Source organism: Sulfurovum zhangzhouensis (assembly GCF_030347965.1).
Lineage (GTDB): Bacteria > Campylobacterota > Campylobacteria > Campylobacterales > Sulfurovaceae > Sulfurovum > Sulfurovum zhangzhouensis.
In genome coordinates, this window is sequence record NZ_JAQIBD010000001.1 from 316,484 (window position 1) to 342,135 (window position 25,652).

Here is a 25,652-nt window from a genome sequence, read left to right on the forward strand (position 1 = left end):
CTATTCTATAACAGTCTCCAGTCTATCATCTCAACGATCAAAGAGATACCAAATCCTAGCAACAGCATCGATGAAAAAACATTGAGTATGTATCTGACACGCATAGAAATTCTGTGTTTTGACCTATGAACAAAATACGGTATCAATGTGACCCATAGTACTATCGCACTAAACATGCCTATAAGTGTCATCATAGGATCAAGTTCTTTGCTTGTCGTATAACTTCCGATACTCAACCAAAACGCCAGCGTATAAGGATTGACCAATGTCAGAAAAAGTCCCTGCAGAAAGACAGACCTTTTTGCTTGTCTATCCTCTTTAAATTCAGATGACAGATGACGGTTTCTGTCCTGATAAATACGGTATGCCAAAAAGAAAAGAAAAGCGATACTACCAAGTGATAGCAGATAAGAGAGGATGCCCCCTTGCAGCATTTGTATCATACCAAAGAGTATCAAGCTTAGATACAATGCATCAGCACTCATAGCACCAAGACCTGTAATTACTGCTTGTGGATAATTCCTAAGAGCACGGTTCATCAAAAGTATATTGATAGGTCCAAGCGGTACCGCTGCACCTACTCCCAGCAAAAATCCTTCGATCAATGATTCAAGCATCATACAGTTGTACTTTTACTTATTTCTGGGATCATGGCATAGTCTCCTTCTTTGTAAATTATACACCGTTATCACAAAATACACAGTGCAATAGTTGATCTCTACATTCTATAAATGATGATAAAATAATCAGAATTTCTTCGCATTCTTTTCTCTTTTAAGTCACAATAGATAATGAAACAATGAAAATAAAAGGAATAAGAGATGAAAACTATTTTTTATAACAGTGAAGGAATTCCATACGCTTATACAGAAGATACTATAAATATCTATACCTTTGAAGGCACTCCTGTTGCCTATATAGACATTGATGATATCTATGCATTTTCCGGTGCACATTTGGGATTTTTCGAAGACGGTTATTTCTGGGATCATAACGGAGATGTTCTTTTATTTACTGATACTACCAGATTTGGATGCGGACCTCTTAAACCTAAAAAGTCACTCAAGCCGGTTAGAGCATTGAAGACACGTAAACCTTTAAAAGGTACAAAAGAATCTAAACCGTTAAAGCCCTTGAAAAGTAGACACTGGTCTATGTACAGTCCCGAAGATCTATTGAAGATATATGTATGAGTATATGATTTAACAGATTGAAATTAGTGATATTCATTTTTTTGTACTCTATTTTCAGTTGAGAGCGAAAAAACTGACTGCAGAAACTTATAAGGGTGTATGCACTTTATAAAATTCTCGCTCTCACACTTGCCTTAAACGCTTTCATTTTTGGACGGGTGATATAATCCATAGCTTTTTGCTTCTCCTCACTAATCCTTGAAAATAGTTCATCAGAAGGAAAGAGCTGAATATTTTCGATAAGGTCATGGATCTCTTCATCAAAAAAATCACTGAGAGGATTTTCAAGATTCTCATAGAGCATCATAAAAATGCTCTTTTCATACTCATCCATTTTACAGCTTTCATCGACGATCTTGAGCGCTACTGTGATAGCACAGGTACGCTCAAAAGGATCAAGTACTTTTGCAAGATCAAAAAGCTTATCAATTTGATAGATCATTTAACCGACTTCCAGTTCCTCAGGCTCTTCTTGAACCTCTTTACCGACACCACGCTGTTCCAGAGGGATATCTTCTCTATATTTTTTCTCTCTGTGTGAAGGAGAAAGCACTTTTCCGGTCTTGCTTGTGCCAATCGCATAGAGATCATTATTCATGTAATGTTCTTCATATTCTTTCGTATATGGCATATCCCAGGTGATACACCCGATACTTGGACAGATCGCCGCACATTGAGGATCATCATAGACTCCAACACACTCGATACACTTTTCAGGTCTAATATAGTAGCGGCTCTCACCTGTTGGGTTGTTCATATCATCTACGATTGCATTGACAGGACAGTTTTGTAAACATGCATCACATGTGATACAAGTATCATCTATAATTACTGACATTATTTCTCCTTTATGTTTAATAAATATACGCTTTCAAAGCAAAGCTTTTTAAGCTATGCTAACGCTGAGTTCGCTTCGGCAGCGAGCCCTCGCACCTTGTGCTCTTAACTTCTTACGGAATATAAAGTTGAAGTGTCTCTCCGACACTCACTCGGTTGGTTCTATCAGCTATAGAGATGTTCTCTCTAAAAGGCCTTGGCGTTACTTCTGGAGACAGAATTCCCTTTTTCTTGTGAACACGAATCACATAATCATCACTATCGATGAAGTGATCATTATACGCTTCGGTGTAAGGCATATCCCAAACGATACATCCTTCAGTCGGACAGACATCGGCACACTTTGGCACAGCAGAATCTACGCATTCGATACATTTTTCCGGTTTGACATAGGTATACTCTCCACCACTCAATGGTGACTCATCCGCACTTACGATAGCAGTAGCCGGACACTCTTCTATACATGCATCACAGTTGATACAGCTCTCAGTGATCAGTACTGCCATCTCATGCACTCTTCTGCTGAGCTTTATGAAATGCTCTGAGCAACCACATCGGCGGCTGTGTATTGAGCATTTCAAGAATATTGTCGATTGAACCTTTAAGGTCTTCACCTTCGGCTACGCGAACCGGGTGGATACCGGCTGATTGCACCATCTGCGATGCTTTCGGCCCGATCTGTGTGCAGTACATGATATCCGCTTCACCGATCGCATCGATCTTGTAGTTGAGCTTTTCATGCTCGTCTTCAAGATCTGTTTCGGCATTGATTGTCTTTAGAAATTCTGCACTCTCTTTATTGATACGGTAGAGGTAGAACTCTTTGGACCATCCGAAATGCTGATCGATCTTTTCCCCGGTTGACGATGCGAAAGCAACAATCATCATATACTCCTAGAACGATGCTGCCACATCTGCGTGGGATTCACGTACGTCCATACCGATCTCTTCCATAAAAGATTGTGCTTTCACAGAAGGTAGCATCAAGCCTTTTTTCTTATGCTCTCTGATCATATATTTTCCTTCTTCATTACCTGCAGCATAGTACTCTTCAAAGTCGGTCGTATACGGCATATCCCATACAATTGCTCCTTCTGTAGGACATACGTCCGCACATCTTGGTGTATCTGCATGTCCCACACACTCAACACATGTCTCAGGTTTTACATAGAAGTACTCACCCTCATATGGATTCTTCTCATTGTCATCACCCAAAATTGCCGCCACCGGACACTCAGATGCACACGCATCACAACTGATACATTCCTCTGTGATCATTACTGCCATTATTAACTCCTTTTAATTGTGTAAAAAACACTATGCAACTTCTATTCCACTTGAACGAATATGTTACATAAGATAAAGTACGACATTTTTGTCGATCAATGCTTCAAATTGATCAAGAAGCATATCCGCCGTTGATGTAGAACCAAGATGACATCCGGAACATGCCCCTAGATAATGAAGCCATACCTGAGGTATCTCCCCGGCAACAAAGTTAACCAGTTGAATCCCTCCACTGTCAGCTTCAAGAGTAGGACGTATCTTGGTTTCAATCATATTTTCAACCAGTTCTTTTTGTTTAGCCTCATCCAGGGATCTAAACATTTTGTTATAACTCTTCTCTGTTCCTACATTGCTTACATAGGTAATGATCTCCTGAGCTTGAGCATTGTTATTGTGTGCAGCGGTAATGAGGTATTGCATTGATTTGGCAATATTTCCTTTCTCTCTATAGAGCATACCTGCTTTGAGTTGGGCATCAACCATTCCATTGTTGGCTGCTTGAACATAATACTCCAGTGCTTTATCACTGTCTGCCGCACCATCCATACCCTTTTCATAAAAATGGGCAAGGCTCATCATCGCATGTGTATGCCCAAGTGATGCCGCTTTTTCAAACCAGTTTTTAGCCTCTTGCAGGTCTCTTTGACAACCGAACCCCCTCATATGCATAATGGCAAGATTTACCATGGCATCTCTATTTTCTTCAGATGCTGCTTCTTCAAAATGTTTATATGCAAGTGGGTAAGCCTTGTTTTCATAGGCACTTACACCTTTATCAAACAATGTGGTCATATTTTCTCCTTTATGAGTCTTTGACTTTCACAAGAATATACAAGTTTCATTCCAGTACAGAATTTTTTTTGGAACAGTTTTTGCATTTTGATAACAAATTGACGTTAAAAAGGAGAAAATATGTTAGCTATACCTGTAGATATAGAATTTCTAAGTGCAAGATCATCGCTTCTGTTTGGAAATGCATCAGTATTTGCTATTTATAATGAAAACGACAACACGTTTGACTTTAGAAAAAATCCGGGATGCGGAAACGGTATCAAAACTGCTGAGGCTTTAAAGTCATGGAATGTAAAACAAGTAGTCTACTCTTTTTTGGGAGACGGACCTTTTCAAAGGATGATCAAAGACGGCATAGATATCTACCATGTAGGTAAAGAACGTATGCCATTAGGTGAAATAGTAAAAGGGCTCAAAGAAAACCTTTTTATACAGGTAGTTCCTTCAAATGCTTCAGATTATCTTGATCCTGGTACAACTTCAGGTGATTGTCAATGTGGGTGCAGCCATGACTGAGATTATTACAGAAGAGATGCTACAGCTAAAACAGCTCATCATAAAAACCATTTCAAAGAGAGAAACACTAAAAGATGAAATGACAGAGTGGTACAACAGGTTTCCTAACGAAAGATTCGCAAAACTGGATAATCTCATAGTTATTGACAGTATGTTATCAGAACTGGATAGCAACTATAAGCGTTTATGGGACTTTCATAACAGAAAACAAAAGCTCTCGTAAAGTATCTTATGAAAGCGTATCAAAAGAAAGGTCGGCTCACAAATGGTATGGGGAAGATAGAGCAATACCGTACTATACTTGAAAAGGATGTATTTCAAAGTGATGAACCTCACTGGCGGCGTATCAGCAAAAATACGATCACGCTCTTTCAAGTCCTGATTGATCAAGACCTCAGTGATCTGATCTTAGTACTTGAGCACTATCCCAGATATAGAGAATGGGTCTGTGAACATTTCCGTTATGCGTACAGTTATAGTGAGCAAAGTGCCGATATCGATGCCGCATCAGAACTACTGTTTATGGGTGAACCCTTTTTTTCCAAACAGTTTGTGCGCAATGTTGTGCGAAAACTTCCCTCTATAAGTGAATGGTCACTTGAAGAGATCAAAGAGTTCGGTCATTATATATTGGAAAGACATTTTGAGTGGCACCCTATTATTGTGAATCACTATTGTGATGCTGTAAGTACATATACACAACAGCAGGGGTTACATCCTCTGCAGGTCATTACATTAATGTCACCTATAAAAAAGATAAAACGTCAAAAAACTTATGATTATGAAGCGGAAGACCGGGATGCCGTACTGGATATCCCATATATGAACTAATACATTAACATAAAGGAAATACTATGAACAAAGAACAACTCAAAGAAGAACTGCTTAAACTGGCAAGAGATGCTTTTGAGAGAGCATCTACGTTAAAAGAGGACCAACGCATAGAAGTTTATCTGCTGGATGGAGTCCCTACAGTATCTGATATCCTGGAAGAAGATGACACTATCCTCTATGGACCAAACCGTATCTTATGCTACCAGGTATATGGATATCCTTACCTTGAAGATGAGATCAAAACCTGGATCGATTATGCTCGTGTCATAACACAGCCAACCGATGACATGCCAATGCCGGAACCGACCGATATAGAAAAATCGATCAGGGAGATGATAGATGAAATGGCAAAAAACAAACAGGTCAAAAATGATGAGATCAGCTCCTATGAGGTGTTTGCCAACCTGCCTGTCAACCTTCTTGGAAGTATAGAACAGCAGATCATCGAATACTGGTGGAATGCAAAAGAAGAAGAAAATGCCAAGAAGTTGGCTGGTATACAGATCGATGAAGGGTTAGCATCCTGCGCATAGAAAAAAGAGCGTATGAGTAAGAGAGTAATAGATTCAAAGGCACCACAGCGCCTGTGAACTTTTCTTATTTGTTCGTTAGAGTTTGTATTGTTCGAGCCAGTGGGCGTATGGTGCTGGCAGTACCCAGGAAGGTTTATCAATCCCAAGTTCCATGGCAGTAGCATACGTCCAGTGAGGGTTGGCCAAATGGGCACGACCTACCGAAACAATATCCAGCTGTCCGCTTTCAACGGCTGCACTTGCGAGATCAGCACGCCCAAATCCCCAGGCAGAGGTCACAGGCAACCCGGTCTCTTTTTTGATATGGTCAGCAATCGGCGCCATAAAAGCCGGTCCCCATGGAATTTTTGCATCAGGAATATTGAATCCCAAACTTACACTGATAAAGTCCAAACCACCCTCTTTGAATTTTTTGATAAGTTCGATTGATTCCTGCAAGGTCACTTCGTCACGGTCATCAAATTCAATCACACCAAAACGCATGCTAAACGGTAAATGATCAGGCCATACTGCTCTAACAGCTTCCATTGTTTCAAGTAAAAAGCGGCCACGACCATCTGCATCACCGCCATACTCATCCGTACGATGGTTGGCATGTACAGAAAAGAAACTCTGTGCCAGATAACCGTGTGCAAAATGCAATTCCAGCCACTCATAACCGGCATCCAGTGCCCGTTTCGCTGCAGCGACAAAATCGGCCTTCACCCGCTCAATATCTTCTTTTGTCATCTCACGGGGAACACGTGGCAGAATGCCACCACCAAAAGCGATAGGAGAAGGGCCGATAATCTCCCAGTATCGTGGGTCAGATACTTCGAGATGATTATCGCCTTCCCAAGGACGGTTGGCATTCGCTTTGCGTCCGGCATGAGCGATCTGGATGCCAGGAACACAGCCCGCTTTTTTAATTGCTGCAGCGATTTTTGCATGTTCTGCTGCCTGCTTATCATTCCATATTCCAAGACAATTCGGAGAAATGCGTCCCTCAGGTGAAACACCTGTAGCTTCAACTACGATCAGTCCTACCCCTCCTCTGGCCATCTGGGCATAATGAACCAGATGCCAATCGTTAGGTACACCATCTTCGGCCATGTATTGGCACATCGGGGGAACAGCAATACGGTTTCTCATCGTAATGGATTTTAGTGTATAAGGGGTGAAAAGTTTGCTCATAGGTTCTCCTTGGTGCATTTGATTATATATAACTACATTTTAGCTTACGCCAATCTCTCTGACAAAGGTTTATACCTGCATCACATTTGACTTTCCATACTCTGATTGTAGAGTTTTGTACTCTTTTTATTCATAAGGCCGGTATGCCAATATTACTCTCCACTCACGGTCGTGAAGCTTAACTGTTTTCCAAATAACATTTTTGATGGCTTTCTCTTTAAGTCCCGGTGAAAGGAAAATATAGCTTCCTTCACCTTCAGGTGCAGCGACAATATTTTTTCCCAGTTTTAGTAAAGTTTCATAGCCTTCATACATAGGATCACTAAAAATCATTTTGCCGATTTCTTCTTTGTCCTGATCGTAAATGATCATCCCGTCAGTCTGCATGATCCATAGTTCATAATCCTCAGGGACAGTACTTTTATTGATCATAGGAGTGATAAATAACTCAGGACGGATCAATACAGTAATAGAACCGATGAATTGTTTCTTATTATCATATAGAGGTCGTGCAACTACCATAGATAGGAAATCCTCAACTGACATAAACCCACTACTAAATAATGGTTGAGGATTCTTTCTCATAGCAATGATGTGTTCCTGAGAACTTATATCCGATCCTTCAAAATTCTTATAGTCACGTGGTTCGATGTAACGTAAGATCCCTTTTTTATCAGCATAGGCAGCATCAACTACATTTGGATTTGCATCTAGCACTGCACTTAGGAGCTTCCTGATTTCACTCTCTTTTTCTACCTTCACATTACTTTGTTCAATCTGTTTGGCAATGGATGCATCAATTAGGTTGAGCTGGTTTTGTAACTCAGGTACGAAACGTTCCAGCGTCAGCTTCAGCTTGGGAGAAGTTTGTGTTTTCTCTCCCTCTTGCTTGGCAAAAAACATCCACCAATCCAGGTGCGACAATTTCTGATAATATGCCAGTTTCTCCCGATCAAGTTGATATTGCATTTTACCGCTGTCATTTTTCAATGCTTCTGTTACAGCCTTTCGTAAAGAATCACTGCCTTGTGTAAGCGGATTCATAAAGATAAAATCACTCTCTTTATCAAGTATTGTATTTCCTTTTGCATTCAGGACATACCACGTGTAGTCTAACGGTAAGTCAAAGTCCTTATTCAATTTTGCATTCAACTCATCCAGGAAGATAGAGATCCCTAGTGCACCGGTCACTTTTCCATTGACAATGATAGGTTCAGCAATAAAAATAGATTTTTTCCCGGTAGATCGGCTAAAGATCGGAAAACTATTTACCGCATTGCCCGTAAATAAAGATTTAAAATATCCGCGGTTACTTAAGTTCAGGTTGGTGAAATCCCGGTCCAGGGTATAATAATCTCCATTTGGTAGGATATAACTATAAACCCCGGGCAATTTCTCCGAAATCTGCCCTAAATACGGCTTTATCCCTTTCCAGTCTCCTCTTTCAGCCTCAGGAGTAGAAGCCACCAGTTTTAGTAATGCAGAAGCATTTGTAAAAATGGTGTCCACATAATGTGTAGCTGTTCCCAGCATTATTTCAGGTCCCACAGTTTGTGGTTCCTCTACAGGTTTCGCTGCCCATGCAGAACTTAAAAATACAAGTGTTGATAATACGATTATGATTTTCTTCATGTTGTTTTCCCCTCCTTTAGAGTATTGCTTTTACAGTAGATACAAATTGCCTCTAAGCTATCAACTTTAAAAGTATGCAAGCTTATTCCAAGGCAATCACAATTCTTTCATCTTTCTCATGCTCCTCAATTTCGATCAGAGTACCGTGAACATCAGTGTTTTCAGCAATATTGATAATCTCATTTAGATCAATTCCCTTTTCATTCAATGTACCCATTGCCTTTTGAGGAATAAGTTTAGATGCGATTTTTAATACACTTCCCGGTACGGTAATCGTAGTTGCCGGCTCAGGTAAACCACCCTTGAAAATTCTAATCTTTAGATCTAACATAGTGTTTCCTTTTCTTTTCATCGAACGAACTATTGCCTATAAATATTTTACTAAAGTTTCTATAGATTTTCCTTCTATAGTCTTTCAAGTCTTTTTTGCACATTTACATTCATAAAATTAACACTTGCTTAACACAAAGAACCTATACTTATCAGTCATATTAAAAAATAAAAGGAATAAAATGGAAGTAAAAGGTAGAAGAAATTTTCTCTCGAAAGTGATGCTGACAAGTATCGGTGGTGCTGCACTGCTCTCGACTTCAGCTAATGCAAAAAGTACACAAAATCAATCATTGACTGAAGTTCAAAAAGATAAACTCTTTTTTATCTATCAGGAAGAAAAAGTAGCAAGAGATGTCTATATCACACTTGGAAATATCTATACGGATGAAAACACTTTTGCTTCTATTCAGATTTCAGAGCAAAGACATATGGATTCAGCAAGAGAACTCTGTGAAAAATACGGAGTAGATATATCAAATGTCGATGAGAGTCAAGTTGGTGAATTTGTATTGCCTGTACTGCAGGAGCTGTATGATACATGTGTCAGTACAGGTGAAGAGTCAATACTTGATGCATTGAAGATAGGCGAACTGATCGAACTGACAGATATTGATGACCTGGAAGATGCTGCACAAGATATGCCAAGTGATGTTATCACTGTATTTGAAAGCCTTAAAGAAGGAAGTTATAATCACCTTGATGCCTTCCAAACCGCTATAGCTAGAGCTTAAGTATCAAAAGACCGCTTCTCATGCCGACTAAAGATATAAAAGAGCCAAAAGATATAGTCATAGCTTACTATCACTCATTATATACCGGTGACCTTACTCAAGTAAAAAAAATCATGACTTGGGAGTCATACGCTATGACACTTGAAAGCTTTGGACTGAAGTTGGCACTGAAAGATCCGGTCTTTAAATCTCAGCTCAAAGAGATCGAAACACCGGAAATTCTTAAACAGGTAGAGATAAAGCTCTCCAAAGAGCTGGCATCCCGTCAAAAAATTCCTCAAATAGAGATCATTTCTATCGAGTCTAATGGATCCAAACGGCAAACTGCTCATTTCAAAGAAGACGGGAAAGATAAAGTATTATACTTTGCCAAAGAGGATGAGGACTGGAAAATCAACTATTATGCCGGACGGAAAGTGAATGAAGTAAACTAAATATATTAATCTTTAGAATCAGCTCTTTATAAAAGCAAATCTTATGTAAAATTCCATAAAAAAGGCTATTGTGTGATTGAACTTCTTATTTTAGCAGTTGCATTAAGTATGGATGCATTTGCGGTATCCCTTGGACTGGGTGCGAAACAGCTTACTGTTGATAACAAAAAGCTGGCAATGAAAGTCGGACTCTTTTTTGGCTTTTTTCAGGGATTCATGCCGCTTATCGGCTATCTCGCAGGAATCGGTCTTACTAGTATTATCGAATCCATAGATCATTGGGTTGCCTTTGTCTTACTCGCGCTTATTGGATCAAAAATGGTCTACGAAAGTTTTGGAGAACCAGTCGAAGAAGAAATCTCGGTAATTACAAACAAAGTTTTACTTTTACTTGCTATTGCTACAAGCATTGATGCTATGGCAGCAGGCTTTACCTTAACACTCATGGAAACTTCCATCGCAATATCAATCGTGGTCATTACCCTCACGACATTTGTCTTCAGTTATGTCGGAGTATTGCTGGGTGCACATGGGGGAGCTTTTTTAGAAAGCAAAGCAGAACTTTTAGGTGGTATTGTATTGATCGGTATTGGTTTAAAAATTCTTATTGAGCATACACTTTTAAACTAAATAAAAATTAAACTTTACCTACCAATGTGCAGTCTATAGGATGTAAGACTCTATAGACTGCCACACGTTTTTTCTTCTCTTTACACCTATTCAAATCTCACAAATTTCTCGCCATTAAATCTAAATAATTGGGAACTCACAGGGTATGATGCTTCTGTTTCAGCACCCTTTGCAACAGCTCTTAAGACATCTATGCCCTTTTTATTTTTACTTCCGGTTACCAAGATCAAGCCTCTTGCGGGAACAATGACAATATAATCACCGTTCACCTCAATTTGTCTACTTTTCCATAACTCATCCGCTAAGATCAGACTCGTTTCAAAGTTACCGTCGGCATGTAAGATAAAACTCTCCTCATAAGGCTCTATCTCTATTTTCTGAGCAAGTATCCTATTAAGATTTTTTACTGCCAATGCCCTGAGATCTTTATGGGAAATAGATAGACTGGATATATCTGTTGCTTGTAGAAAGGAGAGTCTCTCAGGTGTATCTTCTGCATAGAAGATAACTAGATCTTTATTATAAACTTCATAAGCATCAGTCAAGTTCCCTTCTCTTATCTCTTTTAATTGATCAAGATATGTTGTATCCTTGATGATGGGTACGATATTATCTATATTTACCTCTCTATCATAATCATATGAATGAAGTCCGTCTAATGCATTCTTCGCATATCTCTTTACAATTTCTTCAAGATTTCCCTTATCTTCCTGATAAGCTTTATAGGCATTATCCAAATATGCGGTCACTTTTCCTTCATCTTTGGCATAACTTAATTCAAGATGGAACCATCCTTTCTCCTGAATCGATACATTTGAATCTAAGTACTTCAAGGTCTTAATAAAATATTTTGTAAATGCTTTATCTGACAAAACTTCTGCCGACAAAAATGTAGTAAGGCTAAGTATCCCTATGAATATAATTTTTTTCATCATTCCCCCTCTTTTATATACATGTTATAATACCATTTACGATTAAAATCTCGGAAAACTTATGTCCTATTCTCAAAAAATTCTTTTTGTAATCCTTGTATTATTATCTCTATTGGGCATCTATTATGGACATTTCAACTTTGCAATATTTGATGCTATTATCGTTATTTTATGGTATTTCAAGCAACGGCATCCAGAAAGTAAAATCTTACAAATATTATTAAAAAATACTACTCCTGTTCCAAGGAAAGGGATACTGCATAGTCAATATATTGCTGAACTGGTTTTACTGCATACAACAAATATTTTTATACTTTGGACTACAGTCGTTATATTATTTTATTTCAATCCAAATATTTTTAAAAATCTATCTAATGTATCTTCACAGCTAATAGCCATAATTATGACTATACTCTTTATACTTCTGCTCTTACAAATCATTTTATTTATTGTAAATCTTATACAGTATATTTATATCAAATCTTTTAACAAGGATTTTATCTACTAAGAGATTTAACTCTAAAAGTTTTTATTTTTAGTTCTACTTTTACTGGTATGATCGGCATAAGATTCACACATGAGGCTGTGCGATTGCAGGCTGGTTTCCTATTTTTGACGTTAAAATGATTATTTTTTACGTATTTTATACCTTTCTTAAAAGGGTCTTAAGATATACTACAAAGAACAAACATTTAGGGGAAGAAATGGGTGTAAAAACATGGATGCTGGTATATTCTAATGCAAATGCAAAAGAGATTTTAAAATCAAAACCTCTACTTAACCGGGAATTCTCGATAGAACTTGCAAAAAAACTTTTTCCGTCTAAGAGATTCACTCCTATTGAAGATGGAAATTTACTAATGACAAACCCGCCAAGAGATAAAGTCTATATCGGATCTTTTCCGGGAATGTCAGTAGTTTCTTCAGATAACGTTGCTATAGACTATCCTTCAAAACTGCCTCAATCTTTTATCGATACCGGTCTTGGAAACACATTATACCTCTTTGCAATGCACAGTGTCGTAGACTGGTTTGCTTATGCGATATGGAAAAATGGAACTCTCATAAGGTCTTTAAGTGTATCCGGTGCCGATGGGAAAGTGTTAGAGAACATTGGTCCCAAACAACCGTTTGAAGAACTTTATTGGTCAGAAGGGCATCCTCTTTTTGATGATCCAAAAGAGGAAAACGACTCTCCTTACAACTTCAATCCTTTGGATCTAGGAAATGCTGCACTCAATGAATATCTAGGCTATCAACTGGAAGGATACAGTGACACCTTACATATTGATCCTGAGAAGATACCTTTAGTTGGATTACAAAAACTTCCGTGGTGGAAAATCTGGTAAGACTCTTACAAGAGTTTTCCATCAACCTTCTTACTTAGATAAATAGATTTACCCATACGCTGACCATTATCTTTAAATATAAATATAATCAACTCACAAATCATTTCTATTAATCCTTTCATATTTTCTATATAATATTTCTAAAGGAGTTATGATGATTATCGCTGTGTCAGGATGTCTGCTGGGTGAGAATATACGTCACAATGGGGGACATAAACGTGATACGTTCATTACTGATGAACTTGGGAAACATGCTGAGTATATTTCATTTTGTCCTGAAGACCTTGCATTTGGTACTCCTAGAGACTCTATCAGGCTGATCACTGCTACTGAAGGCATCATCGTACAAAACAATGTTACCTCTGAAGATGTAACCCCTTTACTTACAAAAACATCAAAAGAAGAACTGAATAGAATTGCAGAACATCCTCTTTGCGGCATCATCCTCAAATCAAAATCACCAAGTTGTGGTCTGGGAAGTACCGTACTTTATAGAACCAATGGTTATTCAGAGACAAAAGGTAATGGTGTATTTGCACAAATGTGTAAAGAAAAGTTTCCGCTCCTGCCTATGGAGGAAGAAGGACGACTGCTTGATCCATGGCTTAGAGAGAACTTTATCATGCAGCTCTTTGCCTACCATGATTTTGAAACCTTCAAAGCATCTATTCCTACAATGAAAGACCTGGTAGCCTATCATCAAAGCTATAAGTTCATGCTGCAGTCTAAAAATGATGATAACTATATGAAGCTGGGTAATATCGTTGGGAATCACAACAATGATTCCTTTCAAGTGGTACTCTCAACGTATGAAACACTTTTCAAAGAGACGATCTCACATAAAAGCTCCATAGGCAAGACACGTAATGTCCTTGAACATATGGCAGGATTTTTGAAAAAAGAGATCAGTGAAGTGGAGAAAAAAACCCTTCATGAACAAATATGTGACTATACGCATAAGATCATCCCTCTAATTACACCACTAAGTACAATAGATATGCTTGCCAAAAATTATAATATCAACTATCTGCTGGGACAAAAATTCCTTCACCCTTATCCTAAAGAACTTGCGCTCAGATCAGATCTAAAAAGCAGTAAATGAGAAATGATATCAGGACATTATTCTTAACACTCTCATCAAATAATAGATACCCAAATTTTTGTTTTTGAGTGCCAAACAGATTTATGATGAAACATTCATGCTATCATAACGTATAGAGAACTATCCAAAACCGATGGCAGTCTACAAAGAGGCTTTAAACGATGTACTGGAGTACTTCAAAAAGAAACTGCCATAAGGAGTGAACCATGCTTGATCTGCAGGATATGCGCACAGACTATATGAAGGGAACGCTTGATGAGAATACCGTTCCTTCAGACCCGTATCTTCTGTTTGAACAGTGGTTCAGCGAGGCAGTCAATGCAGAACTCAAAGACCCCAATACCATGTTGCTTGCAACAGCCGGTCAAAATGGTCAGCCCAATATAAGGGCCGTATTACTGAAGATCTTTGATGAGAATGGTTTTGTCTTCTTTACAAACTACAACAGTGTTAAGGCTGAAGAGATCACTCAAAACCCCAAAGTTGCCGTCGAGTTTTTATGGTTGGAACTTGAACGGCAAGTACGTATCCTCGGGAAATGCGAGAAGATCACTACAAAAGAATCACTCTCATACTTCATGAAACGCTCACGCGACAGTCAGATCGGTGCATGGGTCAGTGATCAAAGCAGTGTAATTACTTCACGCAAAGCATTCCAGATGCAGATAGAGAAGATGAAACAAAAATTTGCAAAAGGCAATGTTCCTCTACCAGATTTCTGGGGAGGCTATAGAGTCATACCCGATCAGATAGAATTCTGGCAGGGAAGACCTAGTCGTCTGCATGACCGTATCCTCTACACCAAAGAGACAGAGGGATGGAAGATCGAGCGTTTAGCTCCATAAGTTTTATAGTAATTTTAGTTAAGATGCGTTATGAAAAAAATAATATTTTTGTTGATACATACACTTTTATTTGCTTCAGCTCCTGATCAGGTTCTAAAAATCTACCAGGCAAAGTATAGTTTATGCCATGGACAAACGAACTATCAGATCACCGAATGTTTATTGAACGGTTCTATCAACTACTACAGGCTTAGAGGTGACAGAAACAGATATAGAAGAGTCAGTAAAACACAGTTCAGAGAACAGGAGCTCAAAGGCAATGTATATCATTATGTAATGACTCTTATGCCGCGTACAAAAAGATATCAAGGTCTTAAAAATTATATTGACTACCTCTATTCTATCCGAGAACAGTATACGCCACCTAGATTTAGAGGCAATAAAGAAGAGGATATCATCAGGATCAAGAGAGTATTGAATCTCCTTCAGGACTCAAGACTAAGGGAAGATACCGAAATCACTGAAAGATTTGAAAGGGCGATACTTGAATTCCAAAGAAGACATGGTCTGGAAGTGGATGGAGTGATCGGACCGAACACAAAAAGGGAACTAAAACAGTCTATCCATAGCATCATTACAAAAGTGAAAAAGAATTTGGAACTAGAAAGGATCGCAAGTCCAAAAGGATCAAAATACATTTTGGTCAATATCCCTGAGTTTAAAATGTATTATTATATCGATCATAAGCCTGTGCTGGATATGAAAGTAATAGTTGGAAAACCCAATATGCGGACTCCGGTGCTCATTCAAACAATGAAATATATCGTTAAAAATCCAAGATGGAATGTTCCTCCCTCTATCTATGCAAAGGAGTATGCGCACAAATCGATGAGTTATCTGAAAAGAAACGGCTTTGCTTTTGATAGTCAGGGAAAACTCTATCAAAAGGAAGGTCCAGACAACGCTTTGGGCTTAGTAAAGTTTTTATTCCCCAACAGATACAATGTTTATATGCATGATACTCCTACAAAACCGTTGTTTCATAAAAGAGTCAGAGCATTTTCGCATGGTTGTATACGATTGGAAAAACCAATGGAGCTTTTGCACAAATTAGGCTATGAGTATGATACAGATGAAAATGAAAAGGTTGCACTATCTGAGCAAATACCCGTATATGTAGAGTATCATACAGTCTGGGTAGATGAAGAAGGAATCGTACAGTTTAGAAATGATATCTATGGATATGAATGGAAGTTATTTAACTAGTTTTAGGCCTATAAAATGTCATAAATCTTCTATCAATCCTCAAAAAAATACTCTATAATAGAAGATAGAGATAAGGATTACCCATGAAGATACTCTTAACAGGTGCAAATGGATATATCGGGCGACGTCTAAAACAGAAACTTCTAAGTCAGGAGGTCTCTTTACGTCTTCTGGTACGCAACCCCAAAAGCCTTGATGTATCAGTACATCAGGAAGCAGAAGTCTTCCAGGGTGACACCTTTGATCTCCAGTCACTGGAGAGAGCCCTAAAAGGGATCGACGTAGCTTACTATCTGATACACTCCCTACAAGCGCCAAACTACCGGGAACTTGACAAACAAAGTGCACAGAACTTCCTCAATGCAGCTATCAAATGCAGTGTCAAACGTATCATCTATCTTGGAGGCTTAGGGGTCAAAGAGCATGCCAGTGAACATCTGCTCAGCAGGATCGAAACCGGTGAGATACTCTCAAGCCGACCTGAGTTGATACAGACGATATGGATACGTGCAGGGGTCATCATCGGTTCTGGTAGTGCCAGTTTTGAGATCATACGTCATCTTACAGAAAAACTGCCTGTCATGGTCACTCCAAAGTGGGTCAATACCCTAGCCCAACCTATCGGTGTAGATGATGTCATCACCTATCTTGACAGTGCCAAAGATCTAAAATCTTCCCAAAACCTTATGGTAGATATCGGCAGTGAGACAATGACATACAAAGAGATGATGCTCTCTTGTGCTAAAGCATTAGGATTGCACCGTATCATTTTACCGCTTCCGATACTCACCATCAAGCTCTCCTCTTACTGGCTAAATCTCTTTACTCCCGTACCGTACAATGTAGCAAAATCACTGATAGAGGGTTTGTCTTCAGAGGTAGTGATCCAAAATGAAAATGCAAAAGAGTATTTTCCACATATTCATCCTTCATCATTTCAAGAATCAGTCCATAAAGCGATCCATGAGATGGAGAACAATCAAGTTTACAGTCGTTGGAGCGATGCTGGAGGAGGCGTAGATCTATGGGAGGAACAGCACACACATGACCCTTCCACTGCGATACTGATGGACCGCCAAAGAATACCGCTAGATGGCATATCAAAAGAACAGCTTTTCCGTACTTTCTGCTCGATAGGCGGTAAGGAGGGGTGGTTTGGGTATGACTGGCTTTGGAAAATACGAGGCGGCATGGATAAACTTATCGGTGGTGCCGGACTTAACCGAGGACGACGGGATACACATAGTCTCAGAATTGGAGAAAGTGTTGATTTTTGGAGAGTTGAAGACCTCATCCCCAATGAACGGTTACTTTTACGTGCACAGATGAAAGTACCCGGCAAAGCTTGGCTTGAATTCAAGCTGCAGGATGATGAGTTCATTCAAACTGCCTATTTCTATCCCCGTGGACTTTGGGGAAGGCTCTACTGGTATCTTTTGACCCCCGTTCATTACACTGTGTTTAGAAATATGATCCGCTCTATCTATCAAAAAGCAAAGCAGACCCCATAAAATGAAAAAAAAGCTGATACTTTACTATGACAGAGAGTGTCCTTTTTGTAACCACTATGCCAGCTTTCTTTCACTACAAGACACCTACGAACTTCATCTCAGCAATGCTAGAGAGTCACTACAGGAGATCCATACAAAATGTCCGCATCTGAATATCAATGATGGAATGATCATTGAGGTTGAGGGCAACTGTCTGCAAGGTACTGAAGCACTCGCATACCTGGATCATCTAATCAGCAGAAAATCTCTTTTTGCCAAACTGCATCGCTTATGGAGTTTACCTCCTTTAATTACGCATACTTTATACAAACTCATCAAGATATTTCGTAAAGCAGTTCTTTTTCTTATCGGCAAGAAAAGTACTATTGAGTAATAAAGCTACGAGGATACTATTATAAACTCAGCGCTTTACACACACAACTTTCCAAAGAAGTGCTGTCTGCTATAATAGGTTTAACGTCGTTAGGAAAATACTTTGCCGTCGTTCTGCCTATACTTATAGCTGTAAAACTGTTATCCCAAGATACCTTTTTAAAAAAACATTCTATGGTAGAAGGTGAAGAAAAGATGATAATAGAATCAGAAGGAAGTTTGATCTTATTTTCATACTCACGACATACTGTTTGATACACTGGTATATAATCACAATCAATATTATGTTCTTTCAAGATGTCTATCATATTAGAAACAATTTTTTGTGCACCGAGATAAGCTACTTTTTTACCTGCCAAATGCTCCAAAAGCTCAAAAGCAAACTCATCGCCATGCTGTTCTTTTCCAACAAAAGCAACTTTGCCTTTTAGGTCTTTTATCTGCTTTGCGGTCTGTTTTGATATGGCATAAGAAGGAATTTTCTTCCACTCAGAAGGAAGAAGAATATCACTATATTTTACACCGTTTTTGGAAGTGAATATCAAAGCATCATATGGGGTTAGATCTATATCTTGCTCTATCACTTGTGTTTGTATTAGCGGTAGATTTTTGGCAAAGTTCACCTGTTTATCACTGAGGACATAGATATTTTTGCGATAACCTTTGAAGTTATAAGAGATATTCTTTAGTCTCTGTTTTAGGGGTGAAAGCAGATGACACTTTGATGCGATAACAATGTTAGACCTTTCATCCGTGAAAAAACCGATCTTATGCTTTGAAAGTTCATAAGTTAGCTTTATCAATTCATTGTAAGTAGTCTCTTTATTGTATCGGCTATCTACAATAAATTTATTTTGATGCTGGTCATACTCATAGTATAGTAGGTTGAGTTTCTTCGACAGCTCTGATAAGTTCTGCAATGAAGTCTTTCTAAGCATCTTTAATATTTCCTGCATAATATTGAGATTACAATAATGTCTAATGAATTATTTCGTAAGATTATAGCTTAGTATAATTAAGAGATTCTATATTTTTTAAATTTAATATTAATAAATTTAAAACTATCAAAATTTTGTAGGGTAGAAGGAAATGTCTCCTTCTACTTTAGAGTCACTTTTAAACTCTATGATTCTGCAATAGCATTAGCAAACTCTTCAATGATTTTCTGCGGCTCACTCTCTAACCGTTGCTGTACCATTTGAGAAAAACCATCAGGATAGATCTCAAAATCTTTACTCTTTATCGCTTCAATAACACACTTTACAATATCTTCCGGTTTTGCTTTCGGCATAGGGAAACCTTCGGTCATTCTAGTTTCGATTGGCCCGGGCAACACTTCATACACCTCACCACCGAAAAGAGTGAACTCTGCTCTTAATGCCTGGGTAAATGAATGCAGCGCACTTTTTGATATTGCATAGTTTGCCATCAACGGAAAGTTTACTAAGGCCAAGATAGAAGTAATATTGACTACCTTGCCTTGTGACTCCTTTAATTTATCAAAAAATACTTCTGTAACATTAACCGTACCTTTTAAATTGACCTCTATATCCAAAAAATTATTGTCATAAAGTCTACTGTTTGTATTGACTCCTGCATTATTGATCAGTAGATCGAGTGTATCTATTTTAGCAACAGCATTACTGATAGAATCTTTATCGGTAATATCCAATTCAATGATTTCAATAACAGAGCTAAGATCCTTAAATGCTTCTACACTTTTTAGATTCCTAGCTGCACAATAAATCTTTTTAGGATTTTGTTCCAATAACCCATGAATGAACGCTTGTCCCAGTCCGCCGTTTGCACCTGTTATCAATATCGTTTTATTTTCCATTTTCATCCTTTTGAATATTTTCATATACTTTATTTAAAAGCTCAAGCAATGTTGTGGTTTCTTCTTCGCTTAAACCGTTGGTCATGTTTGCATTATGGGCACTTGACATAGGGATAACCTCTTCCACTAGTGCTACCGATTTATCAGTGGAGAACAGTTTGATGGCACGCCTGTCATCTGTGTCTGCTTCCCGATTGATATAACCTTTTTGAATAAGCTTGTCGATCATTCTAGTGAGATTGCCCTGATCTTTATAGGTAGAGTAAGCTAACTCCTTCTGACTGATACCATTTTGTTCAACCACACGAAATATTACTGACCATTGTTCAGGCGATATCCCATAATTTTTTATCATTTGGTTAAAGCTGTTTTTTGAAGCAATAGCTGTTCTGTTTAATACAAATCCTAAAGACCGGTCCATATCAAATTTCATGATTGACTCCTTATGTGTAAAATTATACTTGTTTTAACAATAGTTGTCAAGACATATAATTGTTACGGAGTATTAGAAAAAGATGAAAGAACAAATAGAGACTATGAAACGCTATATGCAAGTGCTATAATGTATAGTATAACCCAGGGTTGAAGGAGCAACTATGAAATATCTATGGCTATCGTTACTTTTAATCTTTACAGCATGCGTGGAGAAACCGGAACATGTGAAACCGATCGGGGAGTTTAAGCTAGAACGTTATCTTGGCACCTGGTATGAGATCGCACGGCTTGACCATTCATTTGAGCGTGGACTTGAGAAGATCACGGCAACCTACACCATGCGTGAGGATGGAGGTGTCAAGGTCATCAATCGGGGATTTGATACTCAAAATAGAAGATGGAAAGAGGCTGAAGGCAAAGCATACTTTGTAGAAAATCCGGACACCGGATTTTTAAAGGTTTCATTTTTTGGACCATTTTACGGTGCTTATATCGTAATGGATACGGACTATGAGAGCTATACGATGATCAGCGGACCTGACCACTCCTACTTATGGATACTTTCTCGTACTCCATACCTTGATACGGAGATTCAATCTCATTTGATCGCTAAAGCGAAGGAAGCAGGCTTTAACACCGATAAACTGATCTTTGTTTCACATCAATGAACAGGATAGAACTACCAACTACCTGCTTTTGCCGATAGAATAAAGCAAAAAAAGGGAGTTGTATGTTCAATACCTATACTACAGTAGAAAACACTAACCATGCTCAGCCAAGAGTTACGGCAATCCTTGCATGCAAAGAGAACCTGATGGCAGCTACATAGCACATGCGCATCGCAAGATCACCTTTCCGCTATGCTGTCACTGTACGTGGTGAGAACCATACACATAGTATGCTTGAAGAACACAGTTCATTTACTCTCAATTTTCTACCATTTTCATGGATGGAAACTGTTGATATGACTGGCCGACTTGACGGGAATACAGATGACAAACTTTCTCAAAGTGATTTGGAAATAGAAGGCAAAGACAAATACGGTAACATACTGCTCAGTACTTCAGACTTCATCTATGAGTGCAAAGTATGTGATACCTACCGCAATGGTGACCATACGCTCTTCATCACAGATGTGAGTAATATCTGTGTCAATAAAGTGTAGAGCAGCTCCCCTCTTCTTTTTCTTAGCAAAGACACTTATACGACGATCAAAACACCTACACAGTTAGATAAGAGTATCTAAAAGCACATTGCATCACACTATGATGCAGGGCCATATCTATCAACTGACATTATCTGACTACAAAACGACCACTTTATTACATAAAATAATCATTGACAAGCAATAGTAAGATAGGAAATGAAATGAACAAAGTACGATTAAAAACTTTTTTTGAGACCATAGATACAGAAGCAGGTATTGATGATTTCAAGAGTATCTATGCTAAAGAGGTACATTTCATTGACCCGCTATGTGAACTCAATGATGTAGGGGCAGTCTATCGTTTCTTTCAACAGATCTATCAAAAAGTCGATACTCCAAATATTCTCATTAGTGAATCCCTCAGTGAAGGAGAAATCACTTATGTAAAATGGAGTTTAACTTCAATTTTCAAGATACACAAGAGGAACACAGCTTTGATGGATAAGCCATATAGTTTTTGATAGCCAAGGGAAGATCATAGAAAAAACAAATTATTGGGACACAGCAGAGCATATCTATGAAACGATTCCTCTACTTGGCAATATGATTCGATGGGCTAAAAAGAGGATAAGACCATAGAAGCATAGAGTTGCCTCCAAAAGAGAGTTATGCTAGACTATCTCATGTACACTGTATAGGTGCAGCAATGAATGGTAAAAGGCAGATAAATGTTTAAAAGAATTTTACTACTACTGTTTCTGATGACTTTACTGGCAGTAGGAAAGGATGCGATAATGCAGTCAATCTATGATTTTAAGGTAAAAAGCATTGATGGGCAAGAGACAACTCTAGCTCCCTACAAAGGCAATGTATTGTTGATCGTGAATGTTGCAAGTAAGTGCGGTTATACACCACAGTATGAGGGACTTGAATCACTTTATAAAAAATACAAAGAGAAAGGTTTGGTCGTACTCGGTTTTCCCTGCAACCAGTTTGCCAACCAGGAACCCGGTACAGAAAAGGAGATACAGAACTTCTGTCGTATCAACTACGGCGTAACTTTCCCTATGTTTTCCAAAATAGAAGTAAACGGAGACAATGCACACCCTCTTTATGTCTATCTCAAATCCAAACAAACAGGTATTTTGGGCACGGAAGCGATCAAGTGGAACTTTACCAAATTCCTTGTAGACAAAGAGGGAAAAGTAGTCGCACGTTTTGGTTCATCAACCAAGCCGGAAGAACTTGAAGAAGAGATCGAGACACTCCTAAAGTAAAAAACTACTAGAGTGTGCACATAATAGTGTGCTCACTTATCATAAATAAGCCTCCCTTATCTCAATAATAACCTTTTAAGTAAATATTAACAATTTGATGCTAATATTTTAATTGACCGACGGTCAGTCAAAAGGAGTTTTATGGCAATTATCGTCAATAAAGAAGAAAAACGAAAGAACATTGCACTTTCATGCAGATCACTGCTGTTAGAGCATGGTATTAATGATCTGACTATTGCACAGATAGCCAAAGCAGCAGGAATCGGTAAAGGTACAGTATATGAGTATTTTCAAAACAAAGAGGATATTGTCTTTGAGATTATCACACTGTTTATTGCCGAACATGAAGAAGAATTTTATAAAAAAGTCACACAAGCTGAATCGACTAAAGAGAAGATCTACCATTTTTTAAACCTACTCTATGTAAATGAAGAGACAAAAAAACATCTGTCTCTTTATCGAGAGTTCATTGCGTTCTCTTTAATAGACGGTACAGAAGAAATGGAACAGTTTAGCCAAGCATGTCAAAACAAATTTTCGGCAATTTTGGAAACGATCTTCGATGAAGCCATACAAAATCATGAAATAGTTCCTGCAGCACGTGACTTGATCCCTGCCCTTCACCTCTTTTCAAAAGGTCTGGTGATCGATACACACATACTGCATACGGATGCTAAAAGTGAGATATCCCGTTTTATAGAAACACTTTTTACATTGATTGAAATTAAGGAGAAAAAATGAGAATCATATGGATGGTGCTACTGCCTATCTGGCTTACAGCTCAAGATTATGGACTGAAAAGCTTGATTACACATGCACATCAGAACAATCCGATGATCAAAGCTACAGAGTTAAATACACAAGCTAAATCCAAAGAGCTAGAAGCTGCAAAAAGTGCTTTTTGGCCAGCGCTTGATATCGGAGGAAGCTATAGCAGAGTTAATCCGACTACACTTGTAAACCCGGGTGAAGTAACAAGCGGATATGCAACAGTGAGTATGGAATTATATGACGGTGGCAGGAAAAGCGCCTTTACACGTGCTAAGAGATTTGAATACAGCGCTTCACTCTTCGAACAAGAGGCATTTGCCAAAAACCTTTCATTAAAGGTTATAGATCACTACTATACCGTCCGTAAACTTCAAGCGATGCTCTCTGCACTTTATGGACAATCCAAAGAACTTAAAGCGCAACTTGACCGTATAAGAAAGTTCCATGCTGCAGGACTTGCGACCCAAGAGGATATTGACAAACTTGTAGCAGTCTATGAAAATAACCGGTATACGATAGAAAATACAAAGTTGGCACTTGAAACAAGAATGGAAAACCTACGCCTTGAGAGTGGACTACCCGTAGACACCCTTAAAAAAAGTATGTTCAAAGAACCTCACAATGTCACATTTGAGCCTTATGAGAACAGTAAGATACTTAAAGCCACAGCCAATGCATTGAATGAAAATGCAAATGCAATCAATGCCGGATACCTGCCGCAGATCACTATACAGGATACTTACAGTAGATCCGACTATGACAATCTGGCTTCATCACCGGGTCTAGACCCTAGTTCTATTTTACTTGATCATCAAAACCAGGCAAGTGTTTCTGTGAGTATGCGCCTTTTTGATAACGGTAAAATGAAAAAAGAGAAAGAAGCTCTGCAGTATCAGAAACTGGCTCTTGAATCAGAACGTGAATACCGTATCAACGAACAGAAGATGCAGTTTAGACTTTCCCAAAAAAATCTACAGACGATCCAAGCAAAACTCAAAAGTGCACGCAGTGAACTGACATCAGCTCAAAGCACATACCGGGCTATTGTAAAGAAGTTTGAGAACGGTTTGGTAGACAATATTGCTTATCTAGACGCTCTGAATAATCAAACACTGGCAAAAGCACGCTTTGATGAAACACGCTTTGACTATGAAATAGCCAAATCAATCCATTACTATTATGCAGGGAAAGATCCCAAGGAGTTTATACAATGAAAAAACTATTGATTTCAATGATCATGATGGCTACAGCCATCTATGCTGAGGAGGTTTATGCAACATTCCAGGTCGAAGCAGACAAAAGTGCAGAACTGGCTTTCAGTAGCAGCGGTATCGTAAACAAGGTCCATATAGACGTAGGCAGTATCGTAAAAAAAGACGATGTACTGGCATCTCTTGAAAACAGTGACCTTAAAGCAATGCTTGAAAGTGCTCAGGCAGCAGAGAAGTATGCAAAAAAAGATTTTGATAGACAGCAAAAGGTCAAACAAGTCATTGATCAGGCTCAGTTTGATCAATATGCCTATAAATATGAAAATGCAAAAGCACAAGCTGCTTACCAAAAAGCATTGTTTGAAAAGACGGTACTCAAAGCACCTTTTGACGGGGTGATCTTCAAAAAAATGGTAGAAGAAGGTGATGTGGTCAGCGGTGCAATGATCCGTACGATTTTAATGATCCAAAGTCTTCATGAGAGAAAACTTATCCTTACCTTTGATCAGAAGTACCATGCAACCGTAAAAGTGGGAGATCTGTTTAAATATAAGGTCGATGGAGATGATAATCTCTATGAAGGTAAAATCATCAAGATCTACCCTGCCCTTGATATAGATAAAAGAAAGGTGATCGCTGAAGTAGAAGCCAAAGATCTCATGGTAGGTCTCTTTGGTGAGGGAATGATCATCACAAATGAGAAGTAGACTGCAACTAAGAAAGAGATGGACA

The 25,652-nt window shown here is 38.5% G+C and carries 35 protein-coding genes; 21 read left to right on the top strand and 14 right to left on the bottom strand.

What is annotated here, in order from left to right:
- Positions 1 to 5: 5 nt before the first annotated feature.
- Entirely contained in the window at positions 6 to 620 is a 615-nt protein-coding gene (locus PGH07_RS01705) for a LysE family translocator (protein WP_289412164.1), read from the bottom strand.
- A 201-nt stretch (positions 621 to 821) separates the two neighbouring features.
- Between PGH07_RS01705 and PGH07_RS01710 the strand changes: the two genes are divergently transcribed.
- Positions 822 to 1,193, top strand: a complete 372-nt coding sequence (locus PGH07_RS01710) for a 4-fold beta flower protein (RefSeq protein ID WP_289412165.1) — start codon at positions 822 to 824, stop codon at positions 1,191 to 1,193.
- Positions 1,194 to 1,299: 106 nt separating this feature from the next.
- Here the strand turns inward: PGH07_RS01710 and PGH07_RS01715 are convergent, their stop codons facing one another.
- The 6 genes from PGH07_RS01715 to PGH07_RS01740 all read right to left on the bottom strand — a co-directional run bounded on the left by PGH07_RS01715 (position 1,300) and on the right by PGH07_RS01740 (position 4,109).
- Positions 1,300 to 1,635 (bottom strand): hypothetical protein, encoded by a 336-nt coding sequence (locus PGH07_RS01715; protein WP_289412166.1) that lies wholly within the window; start codon positions 1,633 to 1,635, stop codon positions 1,300 to 1,302.
- Positions 1,636 to 2,031 (bottom strand): 4Fe-4S dicluster domain-containing protein, encoded by a 396-nt coding sequence (locus tag PGH07_RS01720; protein WP_289412167.1) that lies wholly within the window; start codon positions 2,029 to 2,031, stop codon positions 1,636 to 1,638.
- Between the two features lie 112 nt (positions 2,032 to 2,143).
- On the bottom strand, positions 2,144 to 2,536 hold the full coding sequence (locus tag PGH07_RS01725; RefSeq protein WP_289412168.1) for a 4Fe-4S dicluster domain-containing protein: 393 nt from the start codon (positions 2,534 to 2,536) through the stop codon (positions 2,144 to 2,146).
- 1 nt (position 2,537) lies between these two features.
- A complete protein-coding gene (locus tag PGH07_RS01730; protein ID WP_289412169.1) occupies positions 2,538 to 2,915 on the bottom strand; it encodes a NifB/NifX family molybdenum-iron cluster-binding protein in 378 nt (125 codons plus the stop codon).
- 9 nt (positions 2,916 to 2,924) lie between these two features.
- Complete coding sequence (locus PGH07_RS01735; protein ID WP_289412170.1) at positions 2,925 to 3,317, bottom strand: 4Fe-4S dicluster domain-containing protein; 393 nt, start codon at positions 3,315 to 3,317, stop codon at positions 2,925 to 2,927.
- A 63-nt stretch (positions 3,318 to 3,380) separates the two neighbouring features.
- Positions 3,381 to 4,109: a NifU family protein gene (locus tag PGH07_RS01740; protein WP_289412171.1), complete on the bottom strand. Its 729-nt coding sequence runs from the start codon at positions 4,107 to 4,109 to the stop codon at positions 3,381 to 3,383.
- Positions 4,110 to 4,229: 120 nt separating this feature from the next.
- Here PGH07_RS01740 and PGH07_RS01745 point away from each other — a divergent pair, with 120 nt between their 5' ends.
- Genes PGH07_RS01745 through PGH07_RS01760 form a run of 4 tightly spaced genes read left to right on the top strand, consistent with a single transcriptional unit; the run spans position 4,230 to position 5,992 of the window.
- Positions 4,230 to 4,625, top strand: a complete 396-nt coding sequence (locus PGH07_RS01745; protein ID WP_289412172.1) for a NifB/NifX family molybdenum-iron cluster-binding protein — start codon at positions 4,230 to 4,232, stop codon at positions 4,623 to 4,625.
- Entirely contained in the window at positions 4,618 to 4,848 is a 231-nt protein-coding gene (locus PGH07_RS01750; protein ID WP_289412173.1) for a hypothetical protein, read from the top strand. The genes PGH07_RS01745 and PGH07_RS01750 overlap by 8 nt, the downstream gene beginning before the upstream one ends.
- 8 nt (positions 4,849 to 4,856) lie before the next feature.
- Positions 4,857 to 5,456 (top strand): hypothetical protein, encoded by a 600-nt coding sequence (locus PGH07_RS01755; RefSeq protein ID WP_289412174.1) that lies wholly within the window; start codon positions 4,857 to 4,859, stop codon positions 5,454 to 5,456.
- A 23-nt stretch (positions 5,457 to 5,479) separates the two neighbouring features.
- Complete coding sequence (locus tag PGH07_RS01760) at positions 5,480 to 5,992, top strand: hypothetical protein (RefSeq protein ID WP_289412175.1); 513 nt, start codon at positions 5,480 to 5,482, stop codon at positions 5,990 to 5,992.
- Positions 5,993 to 6,067: 75 nt separating this feature from the next.
- On the opposite strand, the gene PGH07_RS01765 is transcribed toward PGH07_RS01760, so the two are convergent.
- From PGH07_RS01765 to PGH07_RS01775, 3 genes are all read right to left on the bottom strand, one after another.
- Positions 6,068 to 7,165, bottom strand: a complete 1,098-nt coding sequence (locus PGH07_RS01765) for an NADH:flavin oxidoreductase/NADH oxidase (RefSeq protein WP_289412176.1) — start codon at positions 7,163 to 7,165, stop codon at positions 6,068 to 6,070.
- A 126-nt stretch (positions 7,166 to 7,291) separates the two neighbouring features.
- Positions 7,292 to 8,797 carry a cache domain-containing protein gene (locus tag PGH07_RS01770; protein ID WP_289412177.1) on the bottom strand — a complete coding sequence of 502 codons (1,506 nt, stop codon included), beginning with the start codon at positions 8,795 to 8,797 and terminating at the stop codon, positions 7,292 to 7,294.
- An 82-nt stretch (positions 8,798 to 8,879) separates the two neighbouring features.
- A complete protein-coding gene (locus tag PGH07_RS01775; protein WP_289412178.1) occupies positions 8,880 to 9,128 on the bottom strand; it encodes a hypothetical protein in 249 nt (82 codons plus the stop codon).
- A 181-nt stretch (positions 9,129 to 9,309) separates the two neighbouring features.
- Between PGH07_RS01775 and PGH07_RS01780 the strand changes: the two genes are divergently transcribed.
- The 3 genes from PGH07_RS01780 to PGH07_RS01790 all read left to right on the top strand — a co-directional run bounded on the left by PGH07_RS01780 (position 9,310) and on the right by PGH07_RS01790 (position 10,925).
- Positions 9,310 to 9,861 (top strand): ferritin-like domain-containing protein, encoded by a 552-nt coding sequence (locus tag PGH07_RS01780; protein ID WP_289412179.1) that lies wholly within the window; start codon positions 9,310 to 9,312, stop codon positions 9,859 to 9,861.
- Between the two features lie 20 nt (positions 9,862 to 9,881).
- A complete protein-coding gene (locus PGH07_RS01785; RefSeq protein ID WP_289412180.1) occupies positions 9,882 to 10,295 on the top strand; it encodes a hypothetical protein in 414 nt (137 codons plus the stop codon).
- Between the two features lie 72 nt (positions 10,296 to 10,367).
- Positions 10,368 to 10,925 (top strand): manganese efflux pump MntP, encoded by a 558-nt coding sequence (locus PGH07_RS01790; protein WP_289412181.1) that lies wholly within the window; start codon positions 10,368 to 10,370, stop codon positions 10,923 to 10,925.
- Between the two features lie 86 nt (positions 10,926 to 11,011).
- Here PGH07_RS01790 and PGH07_RS01795 read toward each other — a convergent pair whose 3' ends face one another.
- Positions 11,012 to 11,857 carry a DUF1444 family protein gene (locus tag PGH07_RS01795; RefSeq protein WP_289412182.1) on the bottom strand — a complete coding sequence of 282 codons (846 nt, stop codon included), beginning with the start codon at positions 11,855 to 11,857 and terminating at the stop codon, positions 11,012 to 11,014.
- A gap of 704 nt (positions 11,858 to 12,561) precedes the next feature.
- On the opposite strand from PGH07_RS01795, the gene PGH07_RS01800 reads away from it, so the two are divergent.
- From PGH07_RS01800 to PGH07_RS01825, 6 genes are all read left to right on the top strand, one after another.
- Entirely contained in the window at positions 12,562 to 13,206 is a 645-nt protein-coding gene (locus PGH07_RS01800; protein ID WP_289412183.1) for a DUF6928 family protein, read from the top strand.
- Between the two features lie 154 nt (positions 13,207 to 13,360).
- Entirely contained in the window at positions 13,361 to 14,308 is a 948-nt protein-coding gene (locus tag PGH07_RS01805) for a YbgA family protein (protein ID WP_289412184.1), read from the top strand.
- Between the two features lie 206 nt (positions 14,309 to 14,514).
- Positions 14,515 to 15,153: a pyridoxamine 5'-phosphate oxidase gene (pdxH, locus tag PGH07_RS01810; RefSeq protein ID WP_289412185.1), complete on the top strand. Its 639-nt coding sequence runs from the start codon at positions 14,515 to 14,517 to the stop codon at positions 15,151 to 15,153.
- 30 nt (positions 15,154 to 15,183) lie between these two features.
- Positions 15,184 to 16,359 (top strand): L,D-transpeptidase family protein, encoded by a 1,176-nt coding sequence (locus PGH07_RS01815; protein WP_289412186.1) that lies wholly within the window; start codon positions 15,184 to 15,186, stop codon positions 16,357 to 16,359.
- 83 nt (positions 16,360 to 16,442) lie between these two features.
- Entirely contained in the window at positions 16,443 to 17,870 is a 1,428-nt protein-coding gene (locus PGH07_RS01820) for an SDR family oxidoreductase (protein WP_289412187.1), read from the top strand.
- Between the two features lies 1 nt (position 17,871).
- Positions 17,872 to 18,243: a DCC1-like thiol-disulfide oxidoreductase family protein gene (locus PGH07_RS01825; protein ID WP_289412188.1), complete on the top strand. Its 372-nt coding sequence runs from the start codon at positions 17,872 to 17,874 to the stop codon at positions 18,241 to 18,243.
- Positions 18,244 to 18,262: 19 nt separating this feature from the next.
- Here the strand turns inward: PGH07_RS01825 and PGH07_RS01830 are convergent, their stop codons facing one another.
- The 3 genes from PGH07_RS01830 to PGH07_RS01840 all read right to left on the bottom strand — a co-directional run bounded on the left by PGH07_RS01830 (position 18,263) and on the right by PGH07_RS01840 (position 20,512).
- Positions 18,263 to 19,180: a uroporphyrinogen-III synthase gene (locus PGH07_RS01830; protein ID WP_289412189.1), complete on the bottom strand. Its 918-nt coding sequence runs from the start codon at positions 19,178 to 19,180 to the stop codon at positions 18,263 to 18,265.
- Between the two features lie 185 nt (positions 19,181 to 19,365).
- Positions 19,366 to 20,079, bottom strand: a complete 714-nt coding sequence (locus tag PGH07_RS01835; RefSeq protein ID WP_289412190.1) for an SDR family NAD(P)-dependent oxidoreductase — start codon at positions 20,077 to 20,079, stop codon at positions 19,366 to 19,368.
- Positions 20,069 to 20,512, bottom strand: a complete 444-nt coding sequence (locus PGH07_RS01840) for a MarR family winged helix-turn-helix transcriptional regulator (protein ID WP_289412191.1) — start codon at positions 20,510 to 20,512, stop codon at positions 20,069 to 20,071. The genes PGH07_RS01835 and PGH07_RS01840 overlap by 11 nt, the downstream gene beginning before the upstream one ends.
- 163 nt (positions 20,513 to 20,675) lie before the next feature.
- Between PGH07_RS01840 and PGH07_RS01845 the strand changes: the two genes are divergently transcribed.
- The 7 genes from PGH07_RS01845 to PGH07_RS01875 all read left to right on the top strand — a co-directional run bounded on the left by PGH07_RS01845 (position 20,676) and on the right by PGH07_RS01875 (position 25,627).
- The gene (locus PGH07_RS01845; RefSeq protein WP_289412192.1) at positions 20,676 to 21,182 is read left to right on the top strand and encodes a lipocalin family protein; all 507 of its coding nucleotides are present in this window, start codon (positions 20,676 to 20,678) and stop codon (positions 21,180 to 21,182) included.
- Positions 21,183 to 21,346: 164 nt separating this feature from the next.
- Positions 21,347 to 21,679, top strand: coding sequence for a flavin reductase (locus PGH07_RS01850; RefSeq protein WP_289412193.1), 333 nt, complete (start codon positions 21,347 to 21,349; stop codon positions 21,677 to 21,679).
- A gap of 203 nt (positions 21,680 to 21,882) precedes the next feature.
- Positions 21,883 to 22,182, top strand: a complete 300-nt coding sequence (locus PGH07_RS01855; protein ID WP_289412194.1) for a nuclear transport factor 2 family protein — start codon at positions 21,883 to 21,885, stop codon at positions 22,180 to 22,182.
- Between the two features lie 273 nt (positions 22,183 to 22,455).
- Positions 22,456 to 22,938 (top strand): glutathione peroxidase, encoded by a 483-nt coding sequence (locus PGH07_RS01860; protein ID WP_289413062.1) that lies wholly within the window; start codon positions 22,456 to 22,458, stop codon positions 22,936 to 22,938.
- A 141-nt stretch (positions 22,939 to 23,079) separates the two neighbouring features.
- The gene (locus PGH07_RS01865) at positions 23,080 to 23,679 is read left to right on the top strand and encodes a TetR/AcrR family transcriptional regulator (RefSeq protein WP_289412195.1); all 600 of its coding nucleotides are present in this window, start codon (positions 23,080 to 23,082) and stop codon (positions 23,677 to 23,679) included.
- Positions 23,676 to 24,923 carry a TolC family protein gene (locus PGH07_RS01870; protein WP_289412196.1) on the top strand — a complete coding sequence of 416 codons (1,248 nt, stop codon included), beginning with the start codon at positions 23,676 to 23,678 and terminating at the stop codon, positions 24,921 to 24,923. The genes PGH07_RS01865 and PGH07_RS01870 overlap by 4 nt, the downstream gene beginning before the upstream one ends.
- Positions 24,920 to 25,627, top strand: coding sequence for an efflux RND transporter periplasmic adaptor subunit (locus PGH07_RS01875; protein ID WP_289412197.1), 708 nt, complete (start codon positions 24,920 to 24,922; stop codon positions 25,625 to 25,627). The genes PGH07_RS01870 and PGH07_RS01875 overlap by 4 nt, the downstream gene beginning before the upstream one ends.
- Positions 25,628 to 25,652 lie beyond the last annotated feature (25 nt).